This window comes from Streptomyces sp. NPDC023723 (assembly GCF_040639815.1).
Classification (GTDB): Bacteria; Actinomycetota; Actinomycetes; order Streptomycetales; family Streptomycetaceae; genus Streptomyces.
Window position 1 is genome coordinate 218,660 of record NZ_JBFAAP010000007.1, and the last position, 24,698, is coordinate 243,357.

Here is a 24,698-nt window from a genome sequence, read left to right on the forward strand (position 1 = left end):
GGGCTTGAACCTATGGACCCGAACAGCCGGGGACCTGCGGAGTACGGCCATGACGGCGACGGCGACGCGCCGCGCCCACGCCCGCCCAGGGACCCCCTCACACCCGACTTCGGCCAGTCCGCGCCCGCGCTGGCCCGCACGGTGCAACTGGTCGCCGGCGACTTCCTGCTCACCGTCAACCCGGTCGACGGCAGCGAGATCGAGGTCTGCCCTCCGGGCGAGCGCCCCGAGCGCCCGCGCAAGCTGACCGCCGCCGAACGCGCCGAGGCGGAACGGGCCGGCCGGCCGCCGGTGCCGCCCGGCCCGGCGCTGCCCGCGCTGCCGCTGCTGGCCCGCCAGGACGAGCGGGACCGCCTGGTGCGGCTGCTGGCCCGCGGCCGTTCGGTCCGCCTCACCGGCCCCGGCGGCTCCGGCCGCACCAGCCTCCTGGACCGGGTCGCCGAGGACTGCGCCGACCTGGCCCCCGACGGCGTGGTCCGCCTCAGCGGCTTCCGCCGCTCGGCCGACGACCTGCTGCACGACCTCTTCCACGCCGTCCACCAGGCCCCCCTGCACCGCCCGGCGCGCGAGGAACTCCTCGGGTACGTCCGGGAGATCGGCGCGGTCGTCGTCCTGGACGACGCCGAGTTCGGCGGCGCCGCCCTCGACGACCTGCTGGACGCCACCCCCGAGTGCGCCTTCCTGATCGCCGCCACCCCAGAGGTCGCCGCCCCCTCGGCCGACGCGGCCGTCGAGGAGGTCTTCCTCACCGGCCTGGACCGCGCCGACGGCGTCGCCCTGCTGGAGCGCGCCGCCGGCCGGCCGCTCACCGAGGAGGAGGCCAACTGGGCCGGCGACCTCTGGTTCGAGTCCGAGGGCCTGCCGCTGCGCTTCGTCCAGGCCGGCGCGCTGCTGCGGCGCCGCGACCGGCTGCGGGCCGGCGCCGACGCGGTCGACGAGTTCGGCGTGTTCACCGACGCCGCCCCCGAGGACGCCACCCCCAACGACCCGGCCGCCGCCGACGACGTACCGCTGCCGTCCCTCGGGGAGGCCGCCGCGCCCGCGCCGCTGCTCGCCTCGCGGCTCAGCGGCTCGGCCCGCGCCGCCCTGGAGTTCGCCGTCGCCCTCGGTGGCGAGGTGCCGCACCAGGCGCATCTGCCGGCGCTGGCGGGCGACACGCACGCGGACGCCGCCCTCGGCGAGCTGGCCGCCTGCGGCCTGGTCTCCCCGGTCGGCTCCCGCTACCGGCTCGCCGCCGGGGTGCTGACCCAGCTGGAGGCCGCCGGGTACGGCGAGACCGCCGCCGGGCGGCTGCTGGAAGCCGCCCAGCACTACGCCTGGTGGGCCGGGCACCCCTCGGTCACCCCGGAACGGGTCTGCGCCGAGGCCGACGCCGTACTGGCCGCCCTGGCCGTGCTGGCGCCGGCCGCGACTCCGCCCGGCCGGGACCCCGAGACCGGCGAGGACGAGGAGAGCCCGGCCGTCCGGCTGGCCCGCGCGGCGGCGCCCGCGTTCGCCGCCGGACTGCACTGGGGCGCCTGGGAGCGGGCCCTGCGCTCCGGCAGCGAGGCCAGCCGGCTCGCCGGCGACGTCGCCGAACAGGCCTACTTCCACCACGAGCTGGGCGTCCTCGCGCTGTGCGAGGACCAGCTCGACCGGGCCCGCGCCGAACTGGAGGCGTCCGTCGGACTGCGCGGCGCCGCCGCCGACAAGCGCGGCACCGTGGCCGGCCGGCGGGCCCTCGCGCTGGTCGCCGACCGCTCCGGCGACACCCCGGGCCTCGGCGCGCTCGCGGCCGGTCCGCTGGGGATCGCCGCCGCCGCGGCCGCGTTCGGACCGACCGCGGGGGAGGAGGTGCCCGACGCCCGGCACGAGGAGTCGGCGTCGCCGCCCGCCGGGGTCCCGGCGCCGTTCCCGCCGCTCCAGCCGACCCCGTACGCCCCGACCGTGGTCAACCGCGGTGCGGCCGGTCCGGCCGGCGCGCGCAAGGGGCCGTCCCGCAAGGCGCGCGGCGGCCTCAAGGGCTTCGCCCGGCGCAACCTGGTCGCGGCCGGCGCCGGCGCCCTGCTGGTCGCGGTGCTCGGTACGGTCGTCACGCTCGGCGCCACCTCCGACGGCGAGGGCGGCGACCCCTCGGACCAGGTCGGCGTCAACCCGTCGGCCAGCCAGGGCGTCGACGACGGCGGCCTGGGCGCCGACCGGCCCGCCGACGAGGGCGGCGACGACGCCGGGGAGCCCGGCGCGGCCGGCGCCGGCAGCACCGACCCCGGCCCCGACGGCACGCCCGGCACCTCCGACGATCCGACGCCCACCGGCACCGGGACGCCTTCGGACGACCCGAGCGGCAGCCGCGGGCCGAGCGGCTCGGACGGTCCGGACGACCCGTCGACGTCGACGAAGCCGCCCGCGACCTCCAAGCCGCCGACCTCGCAGCCGCCCAAGACCTCGGAGCCGCCGGAGACCTCCGAGCCGCCGGAGACGTCCCAGCCGCCGGAGACCTCCGAGCCGCCGCCGGAGACCTCGGACCCGGAGACCACCCCGGAGACCTCCGACTCGGCCGGCGGACCGACGACCACCACCAGCGCCACCACGAGCGCGCCGGGGACCGGCGCGAGCGGTACGCGGTCCGGTTCGGGCTCGGTGTCGCCGCAGCTGATCTGAGGAACCCAGGCTGATCTGAGGAACCCAAGCGAAAGGGCCGGGATCTCTCCCGGCCCTTTCGGCGTACCGCCGCGTACCGCCGCGCGTACCGCCGCCTAGAACAGCCGCAGTTTGTCGTCCTCGATGCCGCGCAGCGCGTCGTAGTCCAGCACCTGGCAGCCGATGCCCCGGTCGGTGGCCAGCACCCGGGCCTGCGGCTTGATCTCCTGGGCGGCGAAGACGCCGCGCACCGGGGCGAGATGGGGATCGCGGTTGAGCAGGTCGAGGTAGCGGGTGAGCTGTTCCACGCCGTCGATCTCGCCGCGCCGCTTGATCTCCACGGCGACGGTCTTCCCGTCGGCGTCCCGGCACAGGATGTCCACCGGCCCGATGGCCGTCGGGTACTCGCGGCGGATCAGGGTGTAGCCGGCGCCGAGGGTCTCGATGCGGTCGGCGAGCAGTTCCTGGAGGTGCGCTTCCACACCGTCCTTGATCAGGCCGGGGTCCACGCCCAGTTCGTGCGAGGAGTCGTGCAGGATCTCCTCCATCGTGATGATGAGCTTCTCACCCGCCTTGTTGACGACGGTCCACACGCCCGCCTCGTCGCCCGTGCCCTCCTTCAGGGCGCACGGCGGCGACATCCAGTTCAGGGGCTTGTAGGCCCGGTCGTCGGCGTGGATCGAGACGCTGCCGTCCGCCTTGACCAGGATCAGGCGGGGCGCCGAGGGCAGGTGCGCGGTGAGCCGCCCGGCGTAGTCCACGGAGCAGCGGGCAATGACGAGACGCATGGTCGGCAACGCTACTCGACGCGCCCGCCCCGGCGCGATTCGCACCCCGCGGAGGCGGTGTGCGGTCCGTCCCACTTCTCCCATAGACCCCACCTTGCGCACTGGCCGATTGTGCGCCTACAGGAATCCGCGCATCCGGGCATTCTCCTGGTGCCGCCCCGCCGGGGTGCTTACGGTATTCAACGGGAGGTCGCGAGTTGAGTACACAGCGTGTTCGATGTCGCGGACTCCCTTTTACTGTCCGGCAACCCCTGCTGGTCGGGGGTGCGAGAGGAGTACTCATGTCGCTCGACGTCTCACCGGCCCTACTCGAACAGGCCGAGCGAGGCGAGGTCGACGAAGCGGCCTTCGTCGACTGCGTCCGGACCTCCCTGCCCTACGCGTGGGAGATGATCAGCTCCCTGGTGGCACAGCTGAAGGTCGACGGCGGCGAGTTCGCCGACAACCAGACGCCTCCGCCGGACGAGCAGGCACGCGGCCAGCTGCTGCGTGTGCTCGCGAGTGACGCGATACGCGGCGCCCTGCAACGGCACTTCGGGGTCCGGCTGGCCTTCCAGAACTGCCACCGGGTGGCGGTCTTCCCGACCGATCCCGCGGTGGACGCCACGCTGGCCCGGTTCACCTCGGTGCGCAACCAGTTGCTGAACCAGTCGCCCGAACTGCGCGACTGCTGACGCCGGATTCGTCGGCTTGCCGCTCCGTACGCGGGAGGTGCGGGTTGTACCGGAGCGGCAAGCTCTCCGCGGTCGGTCAGCGGAGCTGCGGGAGCACCTCCGCGCCGAGCCGCCGTACGTTCTCCTCGGTGGCCGTGAGGTCGCCGGAGCCCTCCACCAGCAGGGCGAAGCGGGTGACGCCGGTGCGTTCGCTGGTCGCGGTGAGCCGGTCGGCGCACAGCCGGGGGGTGCCCACCGGGTGCAGGCCCGAGAGCAGTTCGGTGTAGGCGAGCGGGTCGCGCATCCGGCGGGGACGGCCGTCGACCGTGACATGGGCGCCGAGTCCCTGCCGCAGCCAGCCGGGCATCGCCTTGGCCAGCGTCTCCGAGGCGTCGGTGCGCCGGTCGGCGATCTGGCAGACGCCGGCCGAGACATGGGCGGCGGACCGGATCTCCTCGGCGGACCGGCCGGCCGCTCGCGCGCGGCGCTGCCACAGGGCGACCATCTCGGCCTTCTCCTCGTCGCCGACATGCATCCCGAGCAGCATCGGCAGCCCCCGCTCGGCGGCCAGCCGGACACTCGCCGGTGAGGTGCAGGCGACGACGACCTCGGGGCCGTCCGCCTCGCTGAGCGCCTCCGAGGGGCGCGGCACGACCGGCACCTCGCGGAACTGGAAGCGTTCCCCTATGGCGCCGACCGCCGGTTCCCGCAGCCAGCGCAGCAGCAGGTCCAGGGATTCCGGGAACCCCTCCTCGTACGCCGCGAGGCCCGCGCCGAAGACCTCCAGGTCGACCCAGGGGCCGCCGCGGCCCACGCCCAGCGAGAACCGGCCGCCACTGGTCACGTGCAGCAGCGCGGCCTGCTCGCCGAGGGCCACCGGATGGGCCGTGGGCAGCACGCTGACCGCCGTACCGACCCGCAGCCGGCGGGTGCGGCCGAGCAGCAGGGCGGCCAGCGTCACCGCCGACGGACAGGTGCCGTACGGCACGAAGTGGTGCTCGGCCAGCCAGGCCGCGTCCAGCCCGGCCTCCTCGGCGACCTCGGCCGAGCGGACCGCCCGGTGCAGTGCCTCCCCCTGGCCCTGCCCCGGGAACTGGGCCGCCAGCACGAAACTACCTACGCGCATCGTTCTTTCCTGCTTCCTTGGCTCCGACACGGAGCTCCCCCACAGGGCATAACCGCTTGACACGTGCCGAGGACACGGCCGGGCGAGGAGATTTGCGGATTGTCTGCCGAATGGGCCGTCCGGCAGGGTGCCGACGGCGCCCGGAACACCCCCGGTGCGGATCTCCCGCCGCCCCGGGCGCCGTACGCGTACCCCCTGTCGCGCCCGCGTAGGCTGGTTACGGTACGTACTTCCCCGTATAGCCCCGTGAGGTGTCCTGTGTCCCCGCGTCGCAACCGACCCAAGGGAGCCGGTTCGTCCGGCCGCAGCGTCGAGGAGGACCGTCCCGGCCGCTACGGCGGCTGGCAGTCCGCCGAGAGCTGGCAGGGCGAGGACTGGTACGTGCGGCACGTGGCGGGCGCGAGCGCGCAGGGCAAGTCCTACCGCTGCCCGGGCTGCGACCAGATGATCCCGGACGGCGTCCCGCACGTGGTGGCCTGGCCGGACCACGCGGGCGTCGACGACCGCCGGCACTGGCACAAGTCCTGCTGGAACGCGAAGGACCGCCGCACCACACGGGTGCAGCGGTCCCGCAACGCGCCGCGGTTCTGAGGCCGTTGCCCGGGGTCAGACGTCGCGCCGCTCGAGCAGCGCGAACGCGGCGCCGTAGACCACGACCGTGACGCCGAGCACGATCCACAGCGGGTCCCAGCCGGACGGGCCGGAGTCGGACAGCGAGTTGGCGTAGAAGATGCTGAGCTGGTTGGGGATCGAGTACTCCAGCAGGAACTGCTGCACGTCCGCCAGCGACTCCGAGAACATGAACAGCGCGACCACCAGCGGCGCCAGCAACAGGCCGATCATGATGGTGATGGCGCCCGCCGAGTGCCGGATGATCGAACCGACGGCGAGCGAGAGCAGGCCGAGCAGCGCCATGTAGAACGAGACGCCGACGGTGGCCTTGAGCCAGTCCTGCCCGGTGGGGTCCGCCGCCCCGCCCACCATCGCCACGTGCGCGAAGCCGACGAGCGCGGTGGAGACCAGCGTCACCACGAACGAGACCAGGAAGAACACCAGGCCCTTGGCGGCCAGCACCCGGCCGCGGCTGGGGCAGGCGGTCATGGTGGTGCGGATCAGACCGGTGCCGTACTCCGACGCGGTGGTCAGCACGCCGAGCGACATCAGGCACATGCTGCCCAGCAGCAGACCGAAGAAGCCCAGTTGCAGCGGGTTGCCGGACACGTCGCTGCTGTTGCCGGCCACCACCGCGCCGGCCAGCAGCCCGATGCCGACCACCAGCAGCACGAACACCCCGAGCGTCCACAGCGTCGAGCGGACCGAGCGGATCTTCGTCCACTCGGAGGCGACGGCGTGCGACAGGTTGGCCCGTACGACCGGGATCGGGGAGGTGTAACCGGCGTACGCCGGACCGGGCGCCGCCCACCGGTCGGGTGCGGCCTGCGGCATCGGGGGCTGGGGCGTGCTCATCGGGCGTCCTCGGGCTCGGTCGGGGAGGGGGCGGGCGCGGGGGAGGGAGCGGGCGCGGAGGGAGCGGGCGTGGCGGGGGCGGGCTGCCCAGGGACCGGCCCCGGGGCGGCCGGCGGCGGCTGCGGCGCCTGGGGCGCGGGCTGGGCGTACGGGTTGGCCGGCGGCGCGGCGGGCGGTGCGAGGGGCGCGCCCGGGCCGGCGCCCGGGACCCCGGGGCGCTGGCCGGGCGGCGGGAACGGCGGCCCGGCCGGCTGGGCCGGCGGCGCGTACCAGCCGGGCTGGCCCTGCCCGGGCACCGGCATCGGGGGCTGCGCACCGGGCGGCAGCGGCTGCTGGAGCCCGGCCTTCGCGTCGGCGGTCGAGCGGTAGTCGACGGCACCCTGCGTCATCCGCATGTACGCCTCCTCCAGCGACGCCTGGTGCGGCGACAGCTCCCACAGCCGTACGTCGCTCTCGTGCGCGACGTCGCTGATGCGGGGGAGCGGCAGCCCGGTCACCCGCAGCGCGCCGTCCTGCTCCGGCAGCACATGGCCGCCCGCCTCGGTGAGCGCCGAGGAGAGCTTCTCGCGCAGTTGCGGCTCGGTGTCGGGGGTGCGGACCCGCGCGAAGTCGGCGGAGTTGGCCGAGATGAAGTCCGTCACGCTCATGTCGGCCATCAGCCGGCCGCGCCCGATGACGATCAGGTGGTCGGCGGTCAGCGCCATCTCGCTCATCAGGTGCGAGGAGACGAAGACGGTCCGGCCCTCGGCGGCGAGCGCCTTCATCAGGTTGCGCACCCACAGGATGCCCTCCGGGTCGAGGCCGTTGACCGGCTCGTCGAAGAGCAGCACCTGCGGGTCGCCGAGCAGCGCGGCGGCGATGCCGAGCCGCTGTCCCATACCGAGCGAGAAGCCCTTGAAGCGCCGCTTGGCGACGTCCTGGAGGCCGACCACACCGAGCACCTCGTCGACCCGGCGGGCCGGAATGCCGGAGAGCTGGGCGAGGCTCAGCAGATGGCTGCGGGCGGCCCGGCCGCCGTGCACCGCCTTGGCGTCGAGCAGCGCGCCGACCTGACGGGGGGCGTTGGGCAGCTTGCGGTAGGGGAAACCGCCGATCGTCACGTGTCCCGCGGTGGGGTTGTCCAGACCGAGGATCATCCGCATCGTCGTGGACTTGCCCGAGCCGTTCGGCCCGAGGAAACCGGTGACCGTCCCGGGACGCACCTGGAAGGACAGGTCGTACACAGCGGTCTTGTCGCCGTAGCGCTTGGTCAGGCCGACAGCCTCGATCATGCTCCGCACCCATCGAAAGGATCAGGACAGCGGGGCGCACGCCCCCGTAAGAGTTAGGAGCTTATCCAGGCACTGACGGTTCCGTTCAAATCCGGGCGGATTCAGCCGCCTCCCGGATCACGCCCCGCCCCGTCCCGCCTCAGGCGTCCCGCCGCTTCAGCACCACGTACCCGCCGACCAGGGCCGCGATCACCCAGAGCACCATGATGCCCAGGCCGCCCCACGGCCCGTAGGGGGTGTCGTCGTCGAGCGGCGGGACCACCTCCATGATCTTGCTGCCGGCCTGGTCCGGCAGGAACTGCCCGACCTTCTTGGTCACGTCGACGCTGCCCAGGATGTTGGAGATGAGGAAGAAGAACGGCATCAGGATGCCCAGCGACAGCATCGGCGAGCGCAGCATCGCGGCCACCCCCATCGAGAACACCGCGATCAGCGTCATGTAGAGGCCGCCGCCGAGCACCGCGCGCAGCACCCCGTCGTCGCCGATGGACGCCTTCAGGTCGCCGAGCATCGCCTGCCCGAGGAAGAACGCGGCGAAGCTGGTGGCCATCGAGATCACCAGGGCCAGCAGGGTGGCCACCGCGATCTTGCTGAACAGGAAGGTGCCGCGCTGCGGTACGGCGGCCAGCGAGGTGCGGATCATGCCGCTGCTGTACTCGTTGGCCACCACCAGCACCCCGAACACGATCATCGCGAGCTGACCGAGGCTCATGCCGGCGAAGCTGATGAACGTCGGATCGAAGGTGAGCCGGCTGCGCTCGCTCATGTTGTCGTACTCGCTCTTGGACAGTGCCGAGATCAGCATGCCCAGGGCGATGGTGACGACCACGGCCAGCCCCAGCGTCCACACCGTGGAGGCGACCGACCGGATCTTGGTCCACTCGGACCGGACCACCTGTGTCGCGGCCATGCTCATCCCTTCCTCCAGTCGCTGCCCCAGGGCTGCTGCTGCGGCTGCCGCTGCGCGGGCGGCTGCCCGTCGTGCGCGTGGTACTCCACCGACTCCGCCGTCAGCTGCATGAACGCCTCCTCCAGGGAGGCCCGCTGGGGACTCAGCTCGTGCAGCGTGATCTGGTGCCGCGCGGCCAGCTCACCGATGGTCTCGGCCTTGTCGCCGTCCACCTCCAGCGCCTCGCCGCCGCTCCCCGCCACCTCGATCCCGGCGCCGGACAGCGCGTCAAGCAGCCGTTCCCGCTGCGGAGTGCGGATACGGACGTAGGAGCGCGAGTTCTCCGCGATGAACTGGGCCATCGAGGTGTCGGCCAGCAGCCGGCCCTGCCCGATGACGACCAGATGGTCGGCGGTCAGCGCCATCTCGCTCATCAGGTGACTGGACACGAACACGGTCCGCCCCTGCCCCGCCAGCGTCTTCATCAGGTTCCGGATCCAGTGGATGCCCTCGGGGTCCAGGCCGTTGACCGGCTCGTCGAACATCAGGATGCGGGGATCGCCGAGCAGCGCGCCCGCGATGCCGAGCCGCTGCCCCATGCCGAGCGAGAACCCCTTGGCCTTCTTCTTCGCCACCGCCGTCAGCCCGACCGTGTCCAGCACCTCGTGCACCCGCCGCGCCGGAATGCCGTTGGCCTGCGCCAGGCACAGCAGGTGGTGGTAGGCGCTGCGGCCGCCGTGCGTCGCCTTGGCGTCCAGCAGCGCGCCGATACAGGTGAGCGGGTTCCTCAGCTGGTCGTAGTGCTTGCCGTCGATGCGGACGTCCCCGGCGGTCGGCCGGTCCAGGCCCAGCACCATCCGCATGGTCGTCGACTTGCCCGCGCCGTTGGGCCCGAGGAAGCCCGTGATGATCCCCGGTCTGACGGTGAAGGACAGGTTGTCGACCGCCACCTTCTCGCCGTACCGCTTGGTCAGCCCCTCGAGCTCGATCATGCCGCCCACGCTAGAACGCGACGTAGCCCTCTGCCACCCCAGTGGCAGAGGGCTACGTCAATGATCTGACCCGGACCGGGACGCCGGTGCGAGGTCAGCGGGACTGCTGGGCGGGCACCCCGCGGGAGATCGGCTCGTCATCGGCCGGCGAACCGGCGGCGGCCACCGCGGCGCCCGTGAGGGTCGCCAGCATCTCGCGCACGTTGGTGAGCTGCGCGTTGATGGAGTCGCGGCGGTTGGTGAGGGCGGCCAGCTCGCGCTCGGACTCCGAACGGATGCGGTCGGCCTTGGCGTTGGCGTCGGCCACGATGTCCTCGGACTGGCGCTGCGCGGTCTCCACCGTCTGCCGGGCGCGGCGCTCGGCGTCCGTGCGCAGCTTCTCCGCCTCCAGGCGGAGCTGCTCCGCGCGGTGCTCGATCTCCGCGAGCCGCTTCTCGGCCTTGGCCTGACGGGAGGCCAGGTCCCGCTCGGACTGCTCGCGGCGCTTGGCGAGGTTGGTCTCGAAGTCGGCGGCGGCCTGCGCGGCCTTGGCGCGGGTCTCCTCGAAGAGGGCGTCCGCCTCCTCCCGCTTGGACTGCGCGTCCTTCTGCGCCTCGGCCCGCAGCTGGGAGGCGTCACTCTTGGCCTTCTCGACGATCCGGACGCCCTCGTCCTCCGCCTTGGCCTTGCGGTCGGTCGCGTACGACTCGGCGTCGTTGCGCACCTGCTGGGCCGCCGATTCGGCCAGCTCGCGGTGCTGCTCCGCCGCGCGCCGGGCCTCCTCGCGCAGGTCCTTCGCCTCTTCCTCGGCGAGCCGCAGGATCTTCTCGACCCGCGCGCCGAGCCCGGCGTACGACGGCTCCGCGTCGGTGACCTGGGCCTGGGCGTTCTGGGTTTCGAGGTGGAGTTCCTCGATGCGCTTTTCCAGAGCGGTGATGCGGGACAGGGCGCTGTCACGGTCGGAGACGAGCTTGGAGATACGTTCGTCCACCTGAGCGCGGTCGTACCCACGCCGCACAAGCTCGAAGCCGTAGGGGGAAGTGTCGCTCATGGGGTTCCTGTCGAATGAGACCGGTGAGGTGATAGGTGGAATCCTAGGGGCCAATGCGGTGTGTCATCGAGCGGATACGTGTTTGATCTGGAAAATGACACCTCTTTTGAGTGGCGGACACGCCGGTGGCTTGCCAAAGTCTTGGTCAAAGGTCCAGCCATGAGTCTCAGCCAAAGGTCCCAGGGAACACCGAATCCGCTCCGCACGCTACCCGTCTGACGACTTGCCACCCGAACGGGGAGCTCCAACCGTCGCCGAGGCCTTGACTCCGTTGTCCTTGCCCGCGGCCGGCGCCTCGAAGGACTCCAGCGCCTCCAGCACGTCCTGCACCCGTGAGATCTCCGTGTTGATGTCCTCGCGGCGCCGGACCAGCAGCTCCAGTTCGCGTTTGCCCTCGTCCACCGTACGCCGTGCCTCGCGGACCGCCTCGGCCTTCAGCTCCTCGGCCTCCTTGACCAGCCTGGCCTTCTTCTGCTCGGCCTCCTTCAGCAGCCCCTCGGCCTTCTTGACCGCGGCGATCCGGACCTTGCCCGCCTCGGAGTTGGCCTCCGAGACCAGCTCCTTGGCCTTGGCCTCCGCCTTGGCGAGCTGCTCCTCGGCGGCCTTGATCAGCGCGTCGCAGCGGTCGCCGGCCGACTTCATGGTCTCGGCGGCCTCGCGCCGGGCCCGCTCGTGCAGTTCCTCGATCTCACCGGTCAGCCGGTCGCGCAGTTCCTCCGCGCGCTCCCGGATCGCGGTGGCGTCCCGGCGGGCGCCGACCAGCAGTTCGTCGGCGTCCGTACGGGCCTGCTCCACCCGGGAGTTGCCCTCGACCGTCGCCTCGGCCACGATCCGGTCGGCCTCCGAGCGGGCCACGCCGACCATCGTGTCGGCCTGACCCTCCGCGTCCGCGGTGGTCTGCTGGGCCTGCTGCCGGGCCTCGGTGAGCAGCTTGTCGGCCTCGGCGGTGGTCTCCGTGATGAGCGTGTCGACCTGTTCGGCGGCCTCCGAGCGCCGCTTGTTGGCCTCCTTGCGGGCCTCGTCCAGGGCGCGTTCGGACTCCTCGCGGGCGGCCGTCGTCATCCGCTCGGCCTCCGCCGCCGCCGCGGCCTTGACCCGCTGGGCCTCGGTGCGCACCCGCTCGGCGTGCTGCTGCGCGGAGCCCACCGTCTCGGCGGCCTCGGCCCGCAGCCGCTCCGCCTCCCCGGCGGCGTCCGCGAGCACCCGGTCGGCCTCGGCCAGCGCCTCGGTGCGCACCCGCTCGGCCTCCGCCACCGTCTCGGTACGCAGCCGGTCGGTGTCGTTGAGGGTGTCCGTGGTCAGCTTCTCCGCCTCGGACCGGGCCTCGGTGATCAGCCGGTCCGCCTGCTCGGCCGCGTCCGACCGCAGCCGGTTGGCGTCCTCCCGGGCCTCGGCCCGGGCCCGGCCGGCCGCCTCCTCGGCCTCGGCGAGCGCGGCCGCCGCCGCGGCCCGCAGCCGGTCGGTCTCGGCGACCGTCTCGGCGCGCAGCCGGTCGGTCTCGGTGACCGTCTCCGTGGTCAGCCGCTCGGCCTCGGACCGGGCCTCGGTGATGAGGGTGTCCGCCTGCGTCGCCGCGTCGGAACGCATCCGGTTGGCGTCCTCGCGGGCGTCCGCCCGGGTGCGGGCCGCGCTCTGCTCGGCCTCGGCGATCGCGTCGGACGCCTCGGTGCGCACCCGCTGGGCGTGCTCGGCGACGTCCGCGCGGACCCGGTCGGCCTCGGTGATCGCCTCGGACACGGTCCGCTCGGCGAGCGTCTTGGCCGCCTCGGTCTCCTCCTGCGCCTCGCGCCGCAGCCGGGTGGCGTCCTCGCCGGCCCGCTCCCGCTCGGCGTAGGCGTCGGCACGGACCCGGTCCGCCTCCTGTTCGGCCTCGCGCCGGGTGCGGTCCGCCGCGTGCTCGGCGGCGCTGCGCAGCCCGGTGATCTCCTCCTGGGCCTGCTCGTGCAGCCCGGCGACGGACTCCCGTACCTGGCCGGCGTGCTGTTCGGCCGCCGACACCATCTCGGTGGCCCGCCGGTCCGCCTCCTCGACCAGCCGGACCGCCTCGGCCTGCGCCTCCTCGACCCGGTTGCGCGCCGAGGCGAGCAGTTCCTCGCTCTGCTCGCGGGCCCGCTCGCGCTCCTGCCCGGCCTCCTCGCGGGCCGAGCCGAGCAGTTCCTCCGCCTCGCGGCGGCGCCGGGCGGCCTCCTCCTGGGCGGCGGCCAGCGTCTCGGACGCCTCGGCGGCGAGCCGCTCGGCGGCGCTCTGCGCCTCCGCCCGCACCCGGTCGGCGCTCTCCTGCGCCTCCGACTTCAGCCGCTCGGCCTCGCTCGCCGCCTCGGTGCGCAGCCGTACGGCGACGGACTCGCCCTCCGCGCGGGACGCCGACGCGTCGGCGGCGGCCTCGGTGCGCAGCCGCTCCGCCTCCTCCTCGGCCTGCTGCTGGAGGGTGCGGATCCGCTCGGCGGCCTCGGCGCGCTGCCGCTCGGCCTCCTCGGCGGCCTCCCGGCGGATCCGTCCGGCCTCCTCGCGGGCCTCGGTCAGCGCCTGCTCGGCGGCGGCGAGCCGCTCCTCGGCCTCGGTCTGGAGCCGGGTCAGCTCCTCGGCGGCGTCCGCCTTGCGGGCCTCGATGCCCCGCTCGGTCTCCTCGCGCAGCCCGGCGGCGGCCCGCTCGGCGTCCGACCGCAGTGCCTCGGCCGCCTCGACGGCCTCCTCGCGCTGCCGCTCGGCCTCCGCGCGGGTGCGCTCCAGGGTCTCCTCGGCCTGCCGGCGCAGCGTCGTGGCCCGCTCGATCGCCTCGGTGCGGACCTTCTCGCTGTCCGTGGTCGCGGTCTGCCGCAGCTCCTCGGCGTCCGCCCTGGCCTTGGCGAGCAGTTCCTCGGCGGACCCGGCCGCCTCCTCGATCTGCTGGACGGCCTCCTTGCGGGCCTCCGCGCGGATCTTCTCGCCCTCGGCGACCGCGTCGGCGCGCAACTGCTCGGCCTCGCCGCGCAGCCGCCGCGCCTCCTCCTGGAGCTCGACCGTCTTGGCCCGGTACTCCTTGGTGTCGTCCTTGGCCGCGCCCTTGAGTTCCTCGGCGATGTCGTGCGCCTCGGCGCGCAGCCGGTCCGCCTCGGCCTCCGCCTCGGTGCGGATCCGCTCGGCCTCCTCGGTGGCCGCCCTGGTGGTCCGCTTGGCCTCCTCGGACGCCTTGTTGAGTACGTCCTCCGCGGTGCGGGCCGCCTTGGACAGCTGGCTCGCGGTCTCCTCGGCGGTGATCGTGCGGGCCTTCTCGGCGGCCTCGGCGACGATCTTCTCGGCCTCGGCGCGGGCGTCCGCGACGAGCTGCTCGGCCTCCTCCTTGGTGGACTCGGCCTCCTTGGTGGCCTCGCCGACCAGCCGGGCGACCTGCTCCTTGGCGGTCCGGGTCCGGGTCTCGTTGGCCGCCTCGGCACTGGTCAGCGCCTTGGCCGCGGCCTCCTCGGCCTCGGTGACCAGCTTCTGGGCCTCGCTCTGCGCCTTGCGCAGCGCCTCCTCGGCCTCGGTCATCCGCTGCTCGGCGGCCCGGCTCAGCTCCTGGGCCCGGCGCCGGGCGTCCTCCGACTCGCTGGCGGTGGAGCTGCGCAGCCGCTCGGCGTGGTCGGTGGCCTCCTGGGCCTGGTTCGACGCGGCGTTCAGCAGCCGCTCGGCGTCCGCGCGGGCGCGGCGCAGCAACTGCTCGGCCTCCGCGCGGGCGGACTCCGCCTCGCCGCGCAGCCGCTGCCGGGCCTCGGCGGTCAGCCGCTCGGCCTCCGCGCGGGCCGCGCCGAGCGCCTGCTCGGCCTCCGCGCGGGACTCGTCGAGCAGCCGGCGGGCCTGCGACTCGGTGCGGGCCCGCAGCTGCTCGGCCCACGCCACGTTCTCGTTGACGTGCGACTCGACGGTCTGCCGGCGCTCGGCCAGCTCCTGGTCGAGCTGCTGGCGCCGGGTCACCGCCTCCTGGTGCAGCTCCGCCTGGAGCCGGGCCGCCTGCTCGGCGTGCTCCTGAAGGATCCGCTGGGTCTGCGCCCGGGCCTGGCTCAGCTCCCGCTCGGCATCCGTCCGGATCTGGTCGGCCTGCACCTGCGCCTGGCGCAGCAACTGCTCGGCCTGGTACCCGAGATCGCCGCCGTCGAAGGCGGGCCGGGACATGATGGTGCGCCGCGCCTCGTGCAGCTTGGCGCGCAGCACCTCGACCTGGTAGCCGAGGTCCTCGGCGTGCTGGATCGCCTTTTCCCGCTCGGTCTTCAGCCGCTTCATCTCGGCCTCGAACCGAGAGAGGTGGTCGACGTCAGCCGCCGGCTCTCGCTCCTGGCTCTCGTAGCCCCGCACTGCGCGGTCCCATCCGTCCCCTGGTCGCAACACTCTGACGAACGAACCCCGACCGTCCGCCGAACGGGGCCCCCGGGGAATGGTGTCAGATCAACGGCGGAGCATGTGCTGCTGCCCCGGCGCTCGTCCCCCGAAACCCGGACCCCGGCAATGGCCCCACCGCTGCCGACGGGGCCGGGTCACCCTGGATCGAGCGGCGACCGCACCCAACCCTACCGGCCTCTATGTACGGGGGTCAGTGCTCAGGTGACTCAACAGCCGCCGATGTGACCAGTTCTGTGAGTACGCCGTGGCAGTCCTTTGGGTGCAGGAAGGTGATCCGCGACCCCATCGAACCGCGTCGCGGCTCGTCGTACAGCACCCGCACGCCCTTCTCCCGGATGCCGGCCGCGTCCGTGTCGACGTCCGCCGTGCCGAAGGCGATGTGATGCACGCCCTGCCCGTTCTTGGCCAGCCATTTGCCCACCGCCGAGTCCTCGCGGGTCGGCTCGAGCAGCTGAAGGTACGACGAGCCTCCGTCCGACGTATCGTTGATCTTGAGCATGGCCTCGCGCACGCCCTGCTCCTCGTTCACCTCGGTGTGGGTCACCGCGAAACCGTAGGTGGTCCGGTAGAACTCGACAGTCGCGTCGAGGTCATGACAGGCGATCCCGATGTGGTCGATTCGCGTCAGCATGGGTTCAGTGCAGCGCCGATCGGACGGTTACGCAACGTGCGCGCGATCACACCGACGGCACGGTGACGGCTGCCATACCGGTCGGTACCTTCGAGTAAACCCTCGTTCACTCCTCGGCCAGTGCGGGCCGGAAAAGGAGATCGCAGCTCATGTCTTCCACCTCGAACAGCTCGGTGATCGTGGCGGGTGCGCGGACGCCGATGGGGCGTCTGCTCGGCTCGCTGAAGTCCTTCTCCGGCGCCGACCTCGGCGGCTTCGCCATCAAGGCCGCGCTCGACCGGGCGGGGATCGGCGGCGACCAGGTCCAGTACGTGATCATGGGCCAGGTGCTCCAGGCCGGCGCCGGCCAGATCCCGGCCCGGCAGGCCGCCGTCAAGGCCGGCATCCCGATGAACGTGCCGGCGCTGACCGTCAACAAGGTCTGCCTCTCCGGCCTCGACGCGATCGCGCTGGCCGACCAGCTGATCCGGGCCGGCGAGTTCGACATCGTGGTGGCCGGCGGCCAGGAGTCCATGACCAACGCCCCGCATCTGCTGCCGAAGTCCCGCGAGGGCTTCAAGTACGGCGCGATCGAGATGCTCGACGCGATGGCGTACGACGGTCTGACCGATGCCTTCGAGAACATCGCGATGGGCGAGTCCACCGAGAAGCACAACACCCGCCTCGGCCTCGGCCGCGCCGAGCAGGACGAGATCGCCGCCCTCTCCCACCAGCGGGCCGCCGCCGCGCAGAAGAACGGGATCTTCGAGGCCGAGATCACGCCGGTGGAGATTCCGCAGCGCAAGGGCGACCCGGTGCTGTGCGCCACTGACGAGGGCATCCGCCCCGACACCACCGCCGAGTCGCTCGGCCGGCTGCGCCCCGCGTTCACGAAGGACGGCACGATCACGGCCGGCTCCGCCTCGCAGATCTCCGACGGCGCGGCGGCCGTGGTCGTGATGAGCAGGGCCAAGGCCGAGGAGCTGGGCCTGGACTGGCTGGCCGAGATCGGCGCCCACGGAAACGTCGCCGGCCCGGACAACTCTTTGCAGTCGCAGCCGTCGAACGCGATCCGGCACGCGCTCGCCAAGGAGGGCCTGGACGTCTCCGACCTCGACCTGATCGAGATCAACGAGGCGTTCGCGGCGGTCGCCGCGCAGTCAATGAAGGACCTCGGCATCTCCACCGAAAAGGTGAACGTGAACGGCGGCGCCATCGCCCTCGGCCACCCCATCGGCATGTCCGGCGCCCGCCTGGTGCTGCACCTGGCCCTGGAACTGAAGCGGCGCGGCGGCGGCACCGGCGCGGCGGCGCTGTGCGGCGGCGGCGGCCAGGGTGACGCGCTGATCGTCCGGGTACCCAGGGCCTGACCGTTCCGAAGGGAGCTGTACGCATGCAGGACGTCCCCGCGCTGGTGGCCCGGGCCAGGGAGGGCCACCCACGCGCCGTGGCCCGGCTGATCTCCCTGGTCGAGGGGGCGTCCCCGCAACTGCGGGAGGTGATGGCGGCGCTGGCCCCGCTCACCGGCGGGGCCTACGTCGTCGGCCTGACCGGATCACCGGGCGTCGGCAAGTCGACCTCGACCTCGGCGCTGGTGACGGCCTACCGCAAGCAGGGCAGACGGGTCGGCGTGCTGGCCGTCGACCCGTCCTCCCCCTTCTCCGGCGGCGCCCTGCTCGGCGACCGGATCCGGATGTCCGACCACGTCTCCGACCCGGGCGTCTACATCCGCTCCATGGCCACCCGGGGCCACCTGGGCGGCCTCGCCTGGGCCGCGCCGCAGGCGATCCGGGTGCTGGACGCGGCCGGCTGCGAGGTGATCCTGGTGGAGACGGTCGGCGTCGGCCAGTCGGAGGTGGAGATCGCCTCCCAGGCCGACACCTCCGTCGTCCTGCTCGCCCCCGGCATGGGCGACGGCATCCAGGCCGCCAAGGCCGGCATCCTGGAGATCGGCGACGTCTACGTCGTCAACAAGGCCGACCGGGACGGCGCGGACGCCACCGCGCGCGAACTGAACCACATGCTCGGCCTCGGCGAGTCCCGCGCCCCCGGCGACTGGCGCCCGCCCATCGTCAAGACGGTCGCGTCCCGCGGCGAGGGCACCGACGAGGTCGTCGAGGCCCTGGAGAAGCACCGGGCCTGGATGGAGGAGCGCGGCGTCCTCACCGAGCGCCGCCACTCCCGCGCCGCCCGCGAGGTCGAGACCCTCGCGGTGACGGCCCTGCGCCGGCGCATCGGCGACCTGCACGGAGACCGCCGCCTGGGCGCGCTGGCGGAACGGATCGTGGCGGGCGAACTGGATCCCTACCGGGCGGCGGACGAACTGGTGGCGGGGATCACGGAGGGGTGACGGGGGTGACGGGGCGACGCCCGTCACCGCCCCGGCGGCCGTCAGTCGTCGGAGTCGGCCGCGTCGTCGGCGTCGTCGTCGGCACCGTCGTCGTCCGGGTGATCGGCCGTCACCTTGCCCGAGCCCGCGGCGACCACCCAGTCCCGCTCGCCGCCGCCGGAGGTGCGCGTCTCGACCTCCCAGCCCTTGTCCCGGCCGTCGTCGTCCAGGTCGACGGAGGTCACCGTGCCCTTGCCGGCCGCCGCCTCGGCCGCCTCGGCGGCGGTGACGGAGGTGCCCTTCAGCGCCGCCCGGACCTCGGCCGTGTCGTCCTCGTCGGCGTCGGTGTACGAGCCGAGGACCGTGCCGTCGGCGGGGTCGATCCGCACGCTGTGCCAGGTGCCGTCGCCGCCCAGGATGCCGATGTCCCAGGCCGCGGTCTCGCCCTCGTCGTCGTCCGCGTCGTCCAGTTCGGCCGAGACGGCCGTGCCGGCGGTGTCCTTCAGCGCGGCGGCGATCGCCTGGGCCGCCGTCACCCCGGAGCCGGCCGACCGGACGCTCGCACTCCGGTCCGCGGTCCCGGCGGTCCCGGCAGTCCCGGCGGTCCCAGCCGTCCCGCCGTTCCCGCTGTCCCCGCCGACCGCGACCGCCGTGACCGTGCCGCCGCCGATCAGCGCGGCGGCCGTGACGGCGGCGATGACGATGTTGCGCTTCATGAGATGTCCTCCGAGTCGGTTCGTTCGAACTGATGTGGCTTCACTGTCGGGGACCGACGCTGAGGGGAAGCTGAAGCAGCCTGAAGAGATCTTCAGGTCGGGTGCGTCACCCTGGACGCATGCGCCTGCTGATCGTCGAGGACGAGAAAAGACTGGCCCTGTCGCTGGCCAAGGGCCTGACCGCCGAGGGCTACGCGGTGGACGTGGTGCACGACGGCCGGGAGGGCCTGCACCGGGCCACCGAGACCCCGTACGACCTCCTGATCCTCGACATCATGCTGCCCGGCCTGAACGGCTACCGGGTCTGCGCCGCCCTGCGCGCCGCCGGCCACGAGGTGCCGATCCTGATGCTGACCGCCAAGGACGGCGAGTACGACGAGGCGGAGGGCCTGGACACCGGCGCCGACGACTACCTCACCAAACCGTTCTCGTACGTCGTCCTGGTCGCCCGGATCAAGGCGCTGCTGCGCCGCCGGCAGAGCGCCGGGGCCTCGCCCGTGCACGAGCACGGGGACCTGAGGGTCGACACGGCCGCCCGCCGGGTCTTCCTCGCCGACGACGAAGTGACGCTCACCGCCCGCGAGTTCGCCGTACTGGAACAACTGGTCCTGCGCCCCGGCGAAGTGGTCTCCAAGGGCGAGATCCTCGAACACGTCTGGGACTTCGCCTACGAGGGCGACCCCAACATCGTCGAGGTGTACGTCAGCACGCTGCGGCGCAAGCTGCGGGCCGGGCTCATCGTGACCGTGCGCGGCGCCGGGTACCGCCTGGAGGCGGGCCGGTGAGCCGCCTGTTCGGCTCCGTCCGGGCCCGCGCGACGCTGGCCGCCACCCTGGTGGTCGCGGTGGCGCTGGTCGCCGCCGGCACCGCCGTACTGCTGTCGCTGCGCTCGAACCTGCTCGGCGAGGCCGGCACCTCGGCCGAGCGCTCCGCCCGCGAGGTGGCCGCCCAGCTCGCCGCCGGCACCCGCTACGACGACCTGTCGCTGGACGTGGACGACCGGCCGGTGCAGGTGACCGACGAGGACGGCGTCCTGGTCGCCGCCAGCGAGGACCTGGAGCGGATCAGCGGCACGGGGGTGGACGACGTAAGCCCGAGCCCGGCGGCCGGCCGGGGCGACCGGGAGGACGAGGACGACGAGGAGCTGGAACCCGGTGAGATCGGGGGGCGGACCACCGTCACCGACGGTTCCGCGACGATCGACGGCGAGACGGAGGACTACCGCTTCGCCGCCGTCACCGTGGAGACGGACGACCGCGGCACCCTCACCGTGCACGCGGGCTCCCCGCTCTCCGCCGAGCACGGGGCCGTACGCACCGCGCTGACCGTCATGCTGATCGGCTTCCCGTGCCTCGCGGCCGTGGTCGCCGCCGTGACCTGGCTGGTCACCCGGCGCGCCCTGCGCCCGGTGGAGGGCATCCGGCGCGAGATGGCCGCGATCACCGCCTCCGCCGACCTGGCCCGCCGGGTCCCGGTGCCCGCCACCCACGACGAGGTCGCCCGCCTCGCCCTGACCACCAACGAGACCCTGTCCGCGCTCCAGACCTCGGTGGAACGCCAGCGCCGTTTCGTCGCGGACGCCTCCCACGAACTGCGCAGCCCCATCGCGTCCTTGCGCACCCAGCTCGAAGTGGGCGCCGCGCACCCCGAGTTGCTGGACGTCGACGGCGCGGTGGCGGACACCGTACGGCTCCAGCGGCTCGCCGCCGACCTGCTGCTGCTCGCCCGGCTGGACGCGGGGGAGCGGCCGGCCGACGCCCGGGTCGACCTGGCCGCGCTGGCCCGGGAGGAGGCCGGGGGACGGTCCGGGGTCACCGTGCGCATCGCGGCGGACGTGACGGTGGCGGGCTCGCGCGGCCAGCTCGGCCGGGTGCTCGGGAACCTGCTGGACAACGCCCAGCGGCACGCGCGGTCCGCCACCGAGGTCTCGGTACGGCGCGAGGGCGGCACGGCCGTACTCGCCGTCGCCGACGACGGCGAGGGCGTCCCCGCCGCCGACCGGGACCGGATCTTCGAACGCTTCGTACGCCTGGACGCGGCCCGCAGCCGCGACGACGGCGGCGCCGGACTCGGCCTCGCCATCGCCCGGGACGTCGCCGCCCGGCACGACGGCACCCTCACGGTCCGTGAGGCCCCGCAGGGCGGCGCCCTGTTCGAACTCCGGCTGCCCGCCGTCTAGACCGGCCGTCAGGGACGGCCGCGCTGCCCCCGCAGATGGTCCGCGATGGGCCGCAGTGCCTTGTCCAGCTCGGTCAGCGCCTCGGGGGAGAGCAGGTCGATGAAGTGCTTGCGCACGGACGCCACATGGTGCGGCGCGACCTTGCGCATCGTCTCCATGCCGTGCTCGGTGAGCACCGCGTACAGCCCCCGGCGGTCGGACTCGCAGTTCTCCCGCCGCACGAGGTCGGCGTTCTCCATGCGGGTGATCTGGTGCGAGAGGCGGCTCTTGGACTGGAGGGTGGCGGTGGCGAGGTCGCTCATCCGCATCCGCACGTCCTGCGACTCGGAGAGGTTCACCAGGATCTCGTAGTCGTTCATGGTCAGGCCGAACGGCTGAAGGTCCTTCTCGAGCTGGTAGGTCAGCAGCTTGTTGACCTCCAGGTGGGTGCGCCAGGCGGACTGCTCCGCATCGTTCAGCCAGCGGGTGGCCGTCTCGGTCTCCATGGATGAAGTCTACCTAAGATGTTGAAATGCGAACTAGTAACAGTGACCCGGTCTCGGTGCGCACGCGTTCGACGTCACCCTCCGCAGGGTACCGCTCACAGCCCGAAGCGGCGCTGGAGGTCACCGAGCTGTCCGGGAAGACGCGGTGCCCCGGACCCGGCGCTCTGCGCCCCGTGCCCGCCGCCGCCCGGCACTCCCGGCTGCTGCGGAGTGCCGCCGACCGGCTGCTCCGCCATCAGCGCCTCACTCGACTGAAGCAGCACCGTCCCGGCGCCCACGAACTCGAACTGGTGCTCCTCCCCGGAGGCCCCGCCCAGCCCCGTCATCGCACGTAGGCCGCCCATCAGCCCGGTCATGTATCCGTGGTCGTAGTGGTGGCACGGCGAGGGGCAGTCGGCCCAGCCGACCAGCGCCTGCGGGTCCACCCGCAGCGGCGGTTCCATGAACACCACCGGCCCGTTGGAGGCGGCCACGAACTTCCCGGTCCCGATCAGCGTCAGGAACCCCGGCACGATCGACTGCTTGAGCGCGAGACTTGGCTGAAAAGCAAGCAAGTTGCCCGAGCGAATGGTCAGATTGCCGTCCTCCAGGTCGAAGGAATTGACATCGAAGGCCCGGTCGGCGAGGAGCATCTTCCCCGACCCCTCCGCCACCACCCAGTCACTGGCGTGCAAAGGCGAATGGAACGAGGACCTCACCAGCCGGTCCAGCCGCCCGTGCCCGATCCCGTTGAAGTCGATCGTCCCGTAGTAGGCGATCATCTTCCCCTTCTGGAGGAACCACTGGCTCCCCTTCAGCTCCACACAGAAGGTGTACGGGTTGACGTTGTCGTCGACCGGCAGCGTCGCCGCGTCATGCTGGACCACGCTCACAGCTTCTCCTCCGACGCCTGCACGAACACCGCACCACTCCCGCTCAGCTCCAGCTGGAACGCCTCTCCGGACCCGCGCCCCACCATGTCCCGCCAGCCCAGCGCCGTGGACAGCTTGTTCCGTACGTCACCGTGATGAGCGACATACGCCTGCGGATCGACATGGACTGGACGCCCCGGCACGATCGGCACCTCGATCACACCCCCGTGCGCCATGACGGCCACGCCGCCGTGCCCCTTCAGCGAGGTGGTGAACAGCCCCTGCCCGCTGACCTGCCCCCGCACCATCCCCATGACCCCGCCCTGCGCCCCCAGGAACACGGTCCCCTGCTCCAGGGTCCCCTCGAAGGCGAGCAGCCGGTCCGCCTCCACGTACAGGGTGTCCCCCGTCAACTGGATCACCTGCACATGGTGCCCGCCGTGCCCGAACAGCACGGTCCCGCTGCCCTCGACGGTCATCAGCGGGGTGTCCTCGTTGGCCACCCGCCGCCCGATCATCGACATGACCCCGCCCTGCCCGCCGATCAGGTTCGGTGTGAACGACACATCGCCCCGGTAGGCGAGCATGGCCCCCCGCTGACTGAACAACCGCTGCCCAGGCACGACCGTCGCCTCGACCATCTTGGAATTGATCTCCCGGAAGGCCACGTCACACATCCCCCGCGATCGTGTTCCGCTCACTCGGCTGCACGTACACCAGCCCGTCCCCCTCGAACCGGATCTGGAAAGCCTCCCCGCCGCCCTCGCCCAGCACTGTGCGGAACGTCACACCCGACTGGAAGGACTGCCGCAGATTCCCCTGGTGGGCGACGTACGCCCCCGGATCGACCGTCAGCGGGTACTGCGCGCTGACCCGCAGCACCACCGCCGGCCCGTCCGACATGATCGCCGCCTGGCCGTGCCCCTCGACGCTCGTGGTGAACAGCCCGTTGCCCTGCGAGGCCCCGCGCAGCCCGGTGAACTCGGTCCCGGTCCGCAGTCCGGCGTCGGCCGCGAGGAAGTTGCTGGACTCGACGAACAGCTTGTCCCCGCGCAGCGCCACCAGATTGATCTCGGACGCCCGGTCCGCGAACCAGCAGGTCCCCTGCCCCCTCACCTCCATCACGGTCATCTGCTCCCCGGTGAGCCGCCGCGTCACCATCCCCCGCAGACCCTCACCCCCACCGCTCAGCTTCTTGAAGCTCATCTGTCCGTCGTACGCGACCATGGAGCCGTTCTTCGCCTTGACGGCGTCTCCGGTCATGTCGACGGCGAGCACCTTGCTGCCCTGAAGTCGGAACATCGCCACGCTGCGAAGGTAACCGAGTCCGCACCCGCCCGGTCGGGCCCGCCGACGATTTGCCACAATGGCCAAGCGCTTGTGCGCTCATTCACAAGATGATCGTCGACGTCTTTCTCCTCCGAAGCCTCCGAAGGTGACCACCCGTGGACCTCAAGACCGCCGCAGCCCTCCGCCGCCTCCGCCTGGTGTCCGCACCCGAGGCGATCTCCTTCCTGCTCCTGCTCGTCTGCTCGGTGCTCAAGCGCACCACCGACTTCAACGCCGTGCCGGTGATGGGCATGGTGCACGGCGTGCTGTTCGTCCTGTACGTGATCTTCTGGGCGGACGCGTGGAACCGCGCGAAGTGGTCCCTGGGCACCGGCATCCTCTACTTCGTCCTCTCGGTGCTGCCCACCGGCGGCTTCTTCGCCGAGCGGAAGCTGAGGCGCGAGGCCGAGGACGCGGTGATCGCGTCCCGCGCCCGCCAGGAAGGGGTGGTGAACGCATGATCATCGCCTTCTCGGTGACACCGCTGGGCGTCGGTGAGGACGTGGGGGAGTACGTGGCCGACGCGGTGCGGGTGGTCCGTGAATCGGGGCTGCCGAACCGTACCGACGCGATGTTCACGTCCGTCGAGGGTGAGTGGGACGAGGTCATGGACGTCGTCAAGCGGGCGGTCGCGGCGGTGGAGGCGCGGGCACCGCGGGTTTCCCTCGTCCTCAAGGCCGACATCCGCCCCGGCGTGACGGACGGACTGACGTCGAAGGTGGCGACGGTGGAGCGGCATCTGTCGGAGTGACGGTGCCCAGGCGCCGGGGCGGGGGCGTGGCGCGACCCGGCGCTGGCCGGGTGCCGCCGCGCCCACCCGTGCCGCCCCTGGGGGTACCACCCAGGCCGTTCAGGCACTGGGGGAGGCACGAATGCCCGCGGTTGGGCGGCCCCCACGGCCGAGTGGGTACGTACCCGCACTCGCGTACGGCGGGAAGGGGACGGGGTGGGGGGTGTCCGCCCGCAGCGGTTGGCGCGTCAACCCGGTTCACCCCCGTAGATGACCGATTC

23 protein-coding genes are annotated in these 24,698 nt (G+C 72.8%); 9 read left to right on the forward strand and 14 right to left on the reverse strand.

Going from position 1 to position 24,698, the window contains the following annotated elements; translation table 11 throughout:
- Positions 1–12 precede the first annotated feature (12 nt).
- Positions 13–2,640: an ATP-binding protein gene (locus AB0G32_RS11570; RefSeq protein ID WP_361161552.1), complete on the forward strand. Its 2,628-nt coding sequence runs from the start codon at positions 13–15 to the stop codon at positions 2,638–2,640.
- Between the two features lie 95 nt (positions 2,641–2,735).
- On the opposite strand, the gene nucS is transcribed toward AB0G32_RS11570, so the two are convergent.
- Entirely contained in the window at positions 2,736–3,407 is a 672-nt protein-coding gene (gene nucS / locus AB0G32_RS11575; protein WP_361161554.1) for an endonuclease NucS, read from the reverse strand.
- A 281-nt stretch (positions 3,408–3,688) separates the two neighbouring features.
- Between nucS and AB0G32_RS11580 the strand changes: the two genes are divergently transcribed.
- On the forward strand, positions 3,689–4,081 hold the full coding sequence (locus AB0G32_RS11580) for an SCO5389 family protein (RefSeq protein ID WP_361161556.1): 393 nt from the start codon (positions 3,689–3,691) through the stop codon (positions 4,079–4,081).
- 76 nt (positions 4,082–4,157) lie between these two features.
- On the opposite strand, the gene AB0G32_RS11585 is transcribed toward AB0G32_RS11580, so the two are convergent.
- The gene (locus AB0G32_RS11585; protein ID WP_361161558.1) at positions 4,158–5,186 is read right to left on the reverse strand and encodes an LLM class flavin-dependent oxidoreductase; all 1,029 of its coding nucleotides are present in this window, start codon (positions 5,184–5,186) and stop codon (positions 4,158–4,160) included.
- Between the two features lie 258 nt (positions 5,187–5,444).
- On the opposite strand from AB0G32_RS11585, the gene AB0G32_RS11590 reads away from it, so the two are divergent.
- Positions 5,445–5,777: an ATP/GTP-binding protein gene (locus AB0G32_RS11590; RefSeq protein ID WP_361161560.1), complete on the forward strand. Its 333-nt coding sequence runs from the start codon at positions 5,445–5,447 to the stop codon at positions 5,775–5,777.
- Between the two features lie 15 nt (positions 5,778–5,792).
- Here AB0G32_RS11590 and AB0G32_RS11595 read toward each other — a convergent pair whose 3' ends face one another.
- From AB0G32_RS11595 to mce, 7 genes are all read right to left on the reverse strand, one after another.
- Positions 5,793–6,653 (reverse strand): ABC transporter permease subunit, encoded by an 861-nt coding sequence (locus AB0G32_RS11595; protein ID WP_361161562.1) that lies wholly within the window; start codon positions 6,651–6,653, stop codon positions 5,793–5,795.
- The gene (locus AB0G32_RS11600) at positions 6,650–7,924 is read right to left on the reverse strand and encodes an ATP-binding cassette domain-containing protein (protein WP_361161564.1); all 1,275 of its coding nucleotides are present in this window, start codon (positions 7,922–7,924) and stop codon (positions 6,650–6,652) included. Before AB0G32_RS11600 ends, AB0G32_RS11595 begins: the two co-directional genes overlap by 4 nt.
- 139 nt (positions 7,925–8,063) lie before the next feature.
- Positions 8,064–8,834, reverse strand: a complete 771-nt coding sequence (locus tag AB0G32_RS11605; RefSeq protein ID WP_361161565.1) for an ABC transporter permease — start codon at positions 8,832–8,834, stop codon at positions 8,064–8,066.
- A gap of 2 nt (positions 8,835–8,836) precedes the next feature.
- Positions 8,837–9,805, reverse strand: a complete 969-nt coding sequence (locus AB0G32_RS11610) for an ABC transporter ATP-binding protein (protein WP_361161566.1) — start codon at positions 9,803–9,805, stop codon at positions 8,837–8,839.
- Between the two features lie 94 nt (positions 9,806–9,899).
- A complete protein-coding gene (locus AB0G32_RS11615) occupies positions 9,900–10,835 on the reverse strand; it encodes a cellulose-binding protein (protein WP_361161568.1) in 936 nt (311 codons plus the stop codon).
- 207 nt (positions 10,836–11,042) lie between these two features.
- On the reverse strand, positions 11,043–15,143 hold the full coding sequence (gene scy / locus AB0G32_RS11620) for a polarized growth protein Scy (RefSeq protein ID WP_361161569.1): 4,101 nt from the start codon (positions 15,141–15,143) through the stop codon (positions 11,043–11,045).
- Between the two features lie 235 nt (positions 15,144–15,378).
- Positions 15,379–15,819, reverse strand: coding sequence for a methylmalonyl-CoA epimerase (gene mce / locus AB0G32_RS11625; RefSeq protein WP_361161571.1), 441 nt, complete (start codon positions 15,817–15,819; stop codon positions 15,379–15,381).
- 149 nt (positions 15,820–15,968) lie between these two features.
- On the opposite strand from mce, the gene AB0G32_RS11630 reads away from it, so the two are divergent.
- Together AB0G32_RS11630 and meaB are read left to right on the forward strand one after the other, a co-directional pair.
- Positions 15,969–17,168: an acetyl-CoA C-acetyltransferase gene (locus AB0G32_RS11630; protein ID WP_361161573.1), complete on the forward strand. Its 1,200-nt coding sequence runs from the start codon at positions 15,969–15,971 to the stop codon at positions 17,166–17,168.
- A gap of 23 nt (positions 17,169–17,191) precedes the next feature.
- On the forward strand, positions 17,192–18,148 hold the full coding sequence (meaB, locus tag AB0G32_RS11635; protein ID WP_361161575.1) for a methylmalonyl Co-A mutase-associated GTPase MeaB: 957 nt from the start codon (positions 17,192–17,194) through the stop codon (positions 18,146–18,148).
- 41 nt (positions 18,149–18,189) lie between these two features.
- On the opposite strand, the gene AB0G32_RS11640 is transcribed toward meaB, so the two are convergent.
- The gene (locus tag AB0G32_RS11640; RefSeq protein ID WP_361161577.1) at positions 18,190–18,843 is read right to left on the reverse strand and encodes a PepSY domain-containing protein; all 654 of its coding nucleotides are present in this window, start codon (positions 18,841–18,843) and stop codon (positions 18,190–18,192) included.
- Positions 18,844–18,962: 119 nt separating this feature from the next.
- Here AB0G32_RS11640 and AB0G32_RS11645 point away from each other — a divergent pair, with 119 nt between their 5' ends.
- Both AB0G32_RS11645 and AB0G32_RS11650 read left to right on the forward strand, forming a co-directional pair.
- On the forward strand, positions 18,963–19,628 hold the full coding sequence (locus tag AB0G32_RS11645) for a response regulator transcription factor (RefSeq protein ID WP_361161578.1): 666 nt from the start codon (positions 18,963–18,965) through the stop codon (positions 19,626–19,628).
- On the forward strand, positions 19,625–21,022 hold the full coding sequence (locus AB0G32_RS11650) for a HAMP domain-containing sensor histidine kinase (RefSeq protein WP_361161579.1): 1,398 nt from the start codon (positions 19,625–19,627) through the stop codon (positions 21,020–21,022). The genes AB0G32_RS11645 and AB0G32_RS11650 overlap by 4 nt, the downstream gene beginning before the upstream one ends.
- 8 nt (positions 21,023–21,030) lie before the next feature.
- Here the strand turns inward: AB0G32_RS11650 and AB0G32_RS11655 are convergent, their stop codons facing one another.
- From AB0G32_RS11655 to AB0G32_RS11670, 4 genes are all read right to left on the reverse strand, one after another.
- A complete protein-coding gene (locus AB0G32_RS11655) occupies positions 21,031–21,507 on the reverse strand; it encodes a MarR family transcriptional regulator (RefSeq protein ID WP_361161580.1) in 477 nt (158 codons plus the stop codon).
- Between the two features lie 95 nt (positions 21,508–21,602).
- The gene (locus AB0G32_RS11660; RefSeq protein ID WP_361161582.1) at positions 21,603–22,379 is read right to left on the reverse strand and encodes an AIM24 family protein; all 777 of its coding nucleotides are present in this window, start codon (positions 22,377–22,379) and stop codon (positions 21,603–21,605) included.
- Positions 22,376–23,026, reverse strand: coding sequence for an AIM24 family protein (locus AB0G32_RS11665; RefSeq protein ID WP_361161605.1), 651 nt, complete (start codon positions 23,024–23,026; stop codon positions 22,376–22,378). The genes AB0G32_RS11660 and AB0G32_RS11665 overlap by 4 nt, the downstream gene beginning before the upstream one ends.
- A 1-nt stretch (position 23,027) precedes the next feature.
- Positions 23,028–23,660, reverse strand: coding sequence for an AIM24 family protein (locus AB0G32_RS11670; protein ID WP_361161607.1), 633 nt, complete (start codon positions 23,658–23,660; stop codon positions 23,028–23,030).
- 143 nt (positions 23,661–23,803) lie between these two features.
- On the opposite strand from AB0G32_RS11670, the gene AB0G32_RS11675 reads away from it, so the two are divergent.
- Both AB0G32_RS11675 and AB0G32_RS11680 read left to right on the forward strand, forming a co-directional pair.
- Positions 23,804–24,148 carry a DUF3817 domain-containing protein gene (locus AB0G32_RS11675; protein ID WP_361161583.1) on the forward strand — a complete coding sequence of 115 codons (345 nt, stop codon included), beginning with the start codon at positions 23,804–23,806 and terminating at the stop codon, positions 24,146–24,148.
- Positions 24,145–24,438, forward strand: a complete 294-nt coding sequence (locus AB0G32_RS11680; RefSeq protein WP_361161585.1) for an MTH1187 family thiamine-binding protein — start codon at positions 24,145–24,147, stop codon at positions 24,436–24,438. Before AB0G32_RS11675 ends, AB0G32_RS11680 begins: the two co-directional genes overlap by 4 nt.
- The last annotated feature ends 260 nt before the right edge of the window (positions 24,439–24,698 follow it).